This is a genomic window from uncultured Gimesia sp. (assembly GCF_937910335.1).
Lineage (GTDB): Bacteria > Planctomycetota > Planctomycetia > Planctomycetales > Planctomycetaceae > Gimesia.
Genome location: NZ_CALEMX010000320.1, coordinates 1 through 6,750 on the forward strand (window position 1 = coordinate 1; position 6,750 = coordinate 6,750).

A 6,750-nucleotide genomic window follows, 5' to 3' on the forward strand; every position below is an offset into this window, starting at 1 on the left:
ATTTCCGGGCTTAATGGCGATACCGCTAGATTTCATTTCCGGACACCCTGCTAGATAATTAGGCAGCTTGGCGGCGCGCTTCAGCACCGGGATTGATTCGGGTTGTTTCAATTCTGCCAGCGTCGTTACTGCGGCCTCGATTTCACTCGGCGCGGCGCCGGTATGAACGGAGTCATGGATCAGTTCCAGGAGTATTTGTCGCGTTTCGTTGGAGATCGTATTCTTGCGTTTCATCATAGTCGCGATGGAATCCGTGTAGCTAATAAGCCACTCTTCATGCTTGCGGACAAATGGCGCCATTTGAGCCATTCTTAAGGCGGTCTTCTCGCCACCATAAGACGCCAATTTTGATAAGTAGTCACTATTGAACCCCATACCATCCAAGGAAGCGCCCAAGTAGAGTTTTTCCCAGTCCAGCCCCACGTATTCAATGAGTCGCTTTTGCCATTCAAATTCAGGGTCATTTCGGTAGCCATACCGCGATCCTTACCAAGACGATTCCACCTGAAGTAATGCCCCGATGCTCTCGGCAAAGCGCCCGTTTTTGACCAACGCTAAGAGAACTGCTAGAGATTTCGGAGCGAATAAGCTTTCGCTGCCGGTTCCACAACCCCTCCCCACCCGAAAGGCATGATGCATGTAAGGGTATCCACTTTTGGCTGCGTCAGCGTCTCTTGAATTACTTTGTAAAACTGAGGCCAGTTCTGCTGAGTATAGATAAATTCTTTGTCCATGATCTGTTTGTTATACCGCTCATAAGGTGCCATTGCATTCTTGTAATAGCGCCAAGCGTCAAGCAGGTCTGGGGGCAGGTCGGACAATGTGTCACGTGCTTCCGAAGAATCGACCGGAAATTCGACTTGAATTTTCTTCCGCTTCTTCAGCACGTCCTCAATCTGAAGCTTGCAAGCATAGGGCAACAAAGCTTCGATATAGATCGACTGCAGTTTGGAACTGGCCGACAGCGCTCCGTATCGTCGCGCCGCTGTGTCGTAACCTTTCTGCCCATTGAGCTCGCAGAGGGCAGAGACCAAGGGGATGATGGCACTGTGCGTAGAGTATTTCAAGTCGGCTTTCTGCTGTGCTTTAATCGCCTGATCCAGGAGTTTCGTCAGAGCGGGACAATAAGCCGAATTGGGAGCACGGACGCACTCCTCGCAGATTGCCTTGACTCCGTAAGAGTCAAACTCCTGCGCTATGACTAATTTTTCCAAGCGATCCTTGAGGGAATCAGTGGAATTTTCAGCCAATAATCCTAGTGGAGCGATCAAGAGAAATAGACCAAAGGAAATGAATCGGCTGTGCATAGCATTTACCTTTCAGACAGTTCGCTCATTTTTGAACAATTGAAAGACGATTGAGACGTGTAGTTTGTTCCCAAAATCTGAAAAGAACATTCTGGATAATCATAAAATAACCCGGCATCGACTGTCACAGACTGTGTACCAGTTGCAATATATAGTCGGTTTCGGTTCTCGCTCAAAGCCTAGATGTCCCAGATTGTCACCTGATCGAAGCGAGTCGCATCGAGACCGAGGAATTTCGTAATACGTTGATTAAAACGTGTATGCCGAAGCCCTTCCAAACAGAAATCATCACATCGAGCTTGATTCCGAGAAAACGTATGGCTTCCTCGCACACATATGGAGTCCGCGTATAGGATCGTTTGAGTGATTGTACGCGATACGACGACTTTCGTTGACTGAATCCACACTTTCGCAGGGGCATCGCAACACCTACCCCAAAGTGATGCCGAATTCCAATCTTGGGTATCCGCGTATGACATATCCACCTTGAGCGAATGCCGTGCAATTAGTGACCATATCTCGCGTCACTTTGCATTATTCATGAGTCGAGTGGAGATCCGATTGCGTATCTTCTTGTCGATCTTGGAATCCAATCTGAGCCAGCCATGCGGTCGGCCAAATAACGTTCGGCAGCACTCGCTACCTATTTTGTGAACGTCTTGGCAACCACCTCGGATCCCTCAGAAGTTTCCGCAAGCCAGCGATCCGTGAATATTTTATAGTGCTCGCTAGTAGACTTGAGTAAGTCGATTTTATTACACGAGGGCAATTTCATGTTGACCTGATGAACTTTTACCGTCTCGGTGGTCATGTCGACTACGAAGATACGTCCCTCAGTCAAGTCGATTCGCTTTCCCTGAAAAATCATTCCCTCGCTGAGAAGTTTGTCTTTGACTGCATCAAACTCCGCCTTGTATGAAAACATAAGGCGGCTTTGGTCGAAGCGTATTTCCTCATTGAAGTTGACGAGTCGTATCTTGCCGTCTGATGAATCACTGCTCGTTGCTGGATCAGGGTTTCCGCGTTCAAACACGGTATTTGCAGTTGCGCTGTGTTTTATCAAGACTAAATAGTTGAGCTTCCATTCTCCATTAGGTGCTTGGACACAGCCAAATACAAAACCCGGTTGTTCTGGAACAAGGTACGCATGGCCGTGTGAGACGGGCTGCTGGTTAGTACCGCTGAAGACGACGCCACCACCGATTTCGAAAATGCTCCTTCCTTGTCCGGCAACCGACGATGCCTGGAATGAGAACATCAGGATGGCGATAGCAAAGCATAGATGCCGTGTGATCCTCATTGCTACTCCATTGTGAAGCGTGTTAAGGTCTGAATTCCTGCCTAACTATTGATAGACAGAATTTGATTCTGTCCAAAAACTATCAGAATTTTTGTATAGCGTCAATTGGAAACAATATAGACTCGCGTCAACATCCACGATTATTCAGGGATGACCGAGCAGGTTTACGTGATGTGGATTGAGAGATTCTTGCGTTTTCATCGTGAACGCAATCGGGTCCGTTGGAAGCATCCTCGTCAGATAGGAAAGACGGACATCGAGCAATATGTATCATATTTGGCGGTCGAGAAAGATGTGGCAGCTTCAGCTCAAAATCAGGCCCTTTCGGCAATCCTGTTCCGCTACGGCAAAGTATTGGAAATCGAGTTGCCTCCCATTTGGCAGTTTGAAGGTCGATGTGAACTCGCTACGGTGAAACGACTGATGCGCCGAACCGATCAAAAGATGTTTCCGAGAAACCTTCGTTAAAACGTGCATGCCGAAGCCCTTCCAAACAGAAATCATCTCATCGAGTCTGAATTCGCGAAAAGGTATGGCTTCCCCGCACACGTATGGAGTCCGCGTATAGGGTGGTTTTACCGTGTGTCCGTGACTTCGTTGAAATTCGCGGACGAATTGCTCACTTCGCTCCGTCCCATCCGATTTTACAGGTCGGCAAAGACTTCTGGAGCTTGGCAACACCTATGGCGGTGACTTTGGTTTTCTGGAGAGTAAGAAGCTTGAGCTTCGTTAACCCCTTGAGTTGTGCCAGCCCCGTGTCACTGACTTTCGTGTTGAAGAGGTGCAGTAAATCGAGATTTTTTAAATCGTGCAGATTCATCAGGTCCGCGTCTGCGATATCAGTGTTACTAAGAACGAGACGTTTCAGGTGCGACGATTCCTTGATGAGCGCAAGGTGTGCTTCGGTGATACGGGATTTCGAAAAGTCCATCGCGGTGGCTGGTTGTTTGCGGAACGCTTGCTGGGAGAGAGATACCGTAATGGTTTTTTCCCACAAGACTCGGCTGCCACCGGAACGGGGACTGGGAAGCCAACCGTGCTCCGGCCGATCGGCAGTTTCAAACAGCACGAATTCATACGCGACGGTCTTGTCTCCTCCCTGATATTGGTACCATGCGTCGATGCTATTCCGATCATCAGGTTGCGGTGAACCTCCCTGTAATCTACCTATATTATCCTGCCTTTTTATGTAGATGAAAGTTGCCACATAATGTCCGTTCCTAACGGGTACTGTCACTTCTACGGCATCTTCCTTCGCAAATCGAATAGTGGGCACTGGAACGATTTTCGCGTCTGTCTCGCTGCGAACCTTCATCAACTCTTTCTCAAGTCGAAGACGTTTGGGGACCAGATATACCCTCGTCTTTGCTGTCTCCTTACGGACATCGATCTGAAATTTTCCGGAAGTGATCGTGCCGTACCAAAAACCGGCGTTTTTCCATTCGGCTTTGTTACGCCACGATTGCGGCCGCTTTTCAGAGAACGAATACTTGACTCGACATTCGTAAATGCCGGGTTCAATGGCTTTGTAAAGAGTGGCCAATGGAAAATCAACTTGCCATCGCTTCAACGAAGTCCCATCCAAGGGACGAGCAAATTTTCCTGAATCCAAAAGCAGCATGCCGTAAGTTGGGTCGTAAGGTCGAATGGTAAAAACTTTCCCAGTCTTCAGATTCGACAGCGATAAGCTAATAAATGCAGCGGGAAGAAATCCATTGAGCTGACGGACTCCTGGCTGAAGAGTCTTGGGGTTGCTACGCAGTTCAACATTCACTTTAACAGGCATTCCCTGTTCGATTGCGGCCGGTACCTCCACCCGGCATTGCAATCCATGCTGCTGCACGCCCCAAGGGGATGTTTGCATCGGTGGACAACTCGGTTTGTCCCCCCAAACACTGCCTGATACGAGCAATAGAATCGCAAAGGGGATCACATTTCTTGACATGATTCTGACTATTAACTCCTAACGGATGGGACACTCGCGCCAAGTGATATCAGCAACCTTAGGAAAGAATGATACCAAATGCTGTAACACATGGAAGTTGGATTTTCTCGCCCAATGGATGCAAGCTGAGAAGCTCAAGCCCCACTCGGCCAAATCCCTGAGAACCTCGAGTTCGTATTCACTCGATCAATGTGACGTTCCCCTATACCGTGGGATGATAGATCTCGTCAGCCCTGCGTCTTCTTAGAGTAGCTATAAAAAAATGAGTCTCCCGTAAAACGTTAGTTTTTCTTTGTCATGATTATTTCTTTGGCTCCATTGAATTTCCAATTTTTCGTTATTTTGCATACTTGCGAATCCCAATCGAGGCTATCAATTTCTTCCCAGAATATAACAGTCCCACGCCGCCCAAAAGCGTGTCCTTTATCTTCCATTACAAAGAATGCGAAATCGTTGTCAATAACTTCATAACCGGAACTCAAGTTGAAACAAATGTTATAACCTGATTGTTGTTTATATCTGGAGATTTCCCAAAAATAAGGAACTAGTGATATCCGGTAATCTAATTGTGCCCGTTTCTCCAACCAAACCTCATTAAACTCAATTTTACCCCCATTCCAATCAACTTCATTCGGACTGAATAAAAAAATCAGGTTCAATGACTCGAATTGGACAAAAGTCGAATTCTGAACAACCGCCCAAACTCATTGAATCGACAGCATCAAGTGGATTTCTAGTTTTTACCAACCAATCCGAGAATAGGCATGCCTTCCACGCATTCATATCAAATCCACGAATTAGGGGGGTTTAACTATTGAAGTTCGAAAATAGGTCATGCGACGTTTTTTCATAGTCGTAAATGAATTAGAGAAAATATCAACCATTCTTTGGAATTTCGTCAGACAATGAAACGCTGACCAACCGTAGCGACAGTGCTTCAGCGTTTCCAGGCCTGGATGATATAGCGTTTGATTCGTACGCCCGCTTTCTCGACCAATTCGGAATCGATTCGCTGATAGTAGAGGTCGAGGATTTCGTTCATGAGATCTTCTCGAATTTCCTCTGATACATGACGGGCCACCGGTACCCAGGAACAAAAAAAGTCGGCTAAAGCCTGCCGAGTGCCGAAGTACTCATCGCCGATGATTTCGTCGAAGCGATCAATATAGAATCCATTACCGCGAATACATCGCATCATGCGTTCGCGCGTCCAGTGATTGTACGGATCATCAAAGTCCAACAACAGCGGCTTCCAATGGCTGCGTTCCGATACAATGGACACAGCGTCCCAGAAATCTTCGTGGTCAGCCTGGAACCCTACCAGCACACGACCACCACTAGACAACCCGCGATGGATACCGCTCCAGACATCCCATTGTCGTTTCACCCAATGAAGGATGCTGAACGAACAAACCAGATCGAATGAGTGGTCGAACTCGAGCTGATCGGCGTTCATCTGCTGAAAATCGAGTCGTCCCGGCTCGGCATACGTACGGCGGGCAAATTCGACCATGGACGGGGAAACATCCACGCCGACAACCTGGCTGGCGGGCATTTGCTCACTGAGATATTTCGTAACGGCGCCGTTTCCACATCCAATGTCGAGTACCCGTTCGTACATTCCAAAGTCGATACGCTTCAGAGCCTCTAACGCCTGTCGATACTGCATCGAGGAATTGTCTGCATATTCCGATCCATCCCAGAGGTCTTTCGCATCTATCATGACAAACTCCCGCTACCGAATATGCATTTCTGGCTGCCGAATTCATTGTCGTCCGTTGAGAATATTGAGGTCCGTACCGAGCTCCGTTTCAGTAATCAGCGGCTTCTTAGGGTAAGGCAGCAACGGGTTGTTAGCAACGCGAAAATATTTGTCAGCGACCAACGATGATGCCTTGCCATAATACATACATATTTCGGCGTCATCAGGACGATTTTCGGAAATCGCCTTTTGTTGCTCGTTTTTGTACTCGACAGAAAGTTGTTGATGATGGGTGCCCCATCCACGACAGAAGTCAGACTTGTTCCAGAATGTGAGCCCGAGATAACTCACGTACATCACCGCTCCCAAAAGCGTAAATATAATCACTCGAACTTGAAATGTTGGCATTGAAATTTCCTGGTGAATTGTGCTGCCTGTTTTGTCGAATCGGGGAGTACCTATTGTATTCCAGCGGATTTTCATTCGCTGTCAGTCC

7 protein-coding genes are annotated in these 6,750 nt (G+C 47.6%); 1 reads left to right on the forward strand and 6 read right to left on the reverse strand.

Features of this window, described 5'->3' with window-relative positions; all coding sequences use genetic code 11:
• The 3 genes from Q0668_RS12815 to Q0668_RS12825 form a co-directional block, all read right to left on the reverse strand.
• On the reverse strand, positions 1-300 hold a 300-nt coding region (locus Q0668_RS12815; RefSeq protein WP_298865210.1), incomplete at its 3' end, for a hypothetical protein.
• A 266-nt stretch (positions 301-566) separates the two neighbouring features.
• Positions 567-1,307, reverse strand: coding sequence for a hypothetical protein (locus Q0668_RS12820; protein WP_298865214.1), 741 nt, complete (start codon positions 1,305-1,307; stop codon positions 567-569).
• 643 nt (positions 1,308-1,950) lie between these two features.
• Positions 1,951-2,607, reverse strand: coding sequence for a hypothetical protein (locus tag Q0668_RS12825; protein ID WP_298865219.1), 657 nt, complete (start codon positions 2,605-2,607; stop codon positions 1,951-1,953).
• A 132-nt stretch (positions 2,608-2,739) separates the two neighbouring features.
• On the opposite strand from Q0668_RS12825, the gene Q0668_RS12830 reads away from it, so the two are divergent.
• Positions 2,740-3,075: a site-specific integrase gene (locus Q0668_RS12830; RefSeq protein ID WP_298865231.1), complete on the forward strand. Its 336-nt coding sequence runs from the start codon at positions 2,740-2,742 to the stop codon at positions 3,073-3,075.
• A 151-nt stretch (positions 3,076-3,226) separates the two neighbouring features.
• Here the strand turns inward: Q0668_RS12830 and Q0668_RS12835 are convergent, their stop codons facing one another.
• The 3 genes from Q0668_RS12835 to Q0668_RS12845 form a co-directional block, all read right to left on the reverse strand.
• Positions 3,227-4,471 carry a hypothetical protein gene (locus tag Q0668_RS12835; RefSeq protein ID WP_298865222.1) on the reverse strand — a complete coding sequence of 415 codons (1,245 nt, stop codon included), beginning with the start codon at positions 4,469-4,471 and terminating at the stop codon, positions 3,227-3,229.
• A gap of 1,018 nt (positions 4,472-5,489) precedes the next feature.
• Complete coding sequence (locus Q0668_RS12840; RefSeq protein ID WP_298865225.1) at positions 5,490-6,275, reverse strand: class I SAM-dependent methyltransferase; 786 nt, start codon at positions 6,273-6,275, stop codon at positions 5,490-5,492.
• A 42-nt stretch (positions 6,276-6,317) separates the two neighbouring features.
• Complete coding sequence (locus Q0668_RS12845; protein WP_298865228.1) at positions 6,318-6,662, reverse strand: hypothetical protein; 345 nt, start codon at positions 6,660-6,662, stop codon at positions 6,318-6,320.
• Between the last annotated feature and the right edge of the window lie 88 nt (positions 6,663-6,750).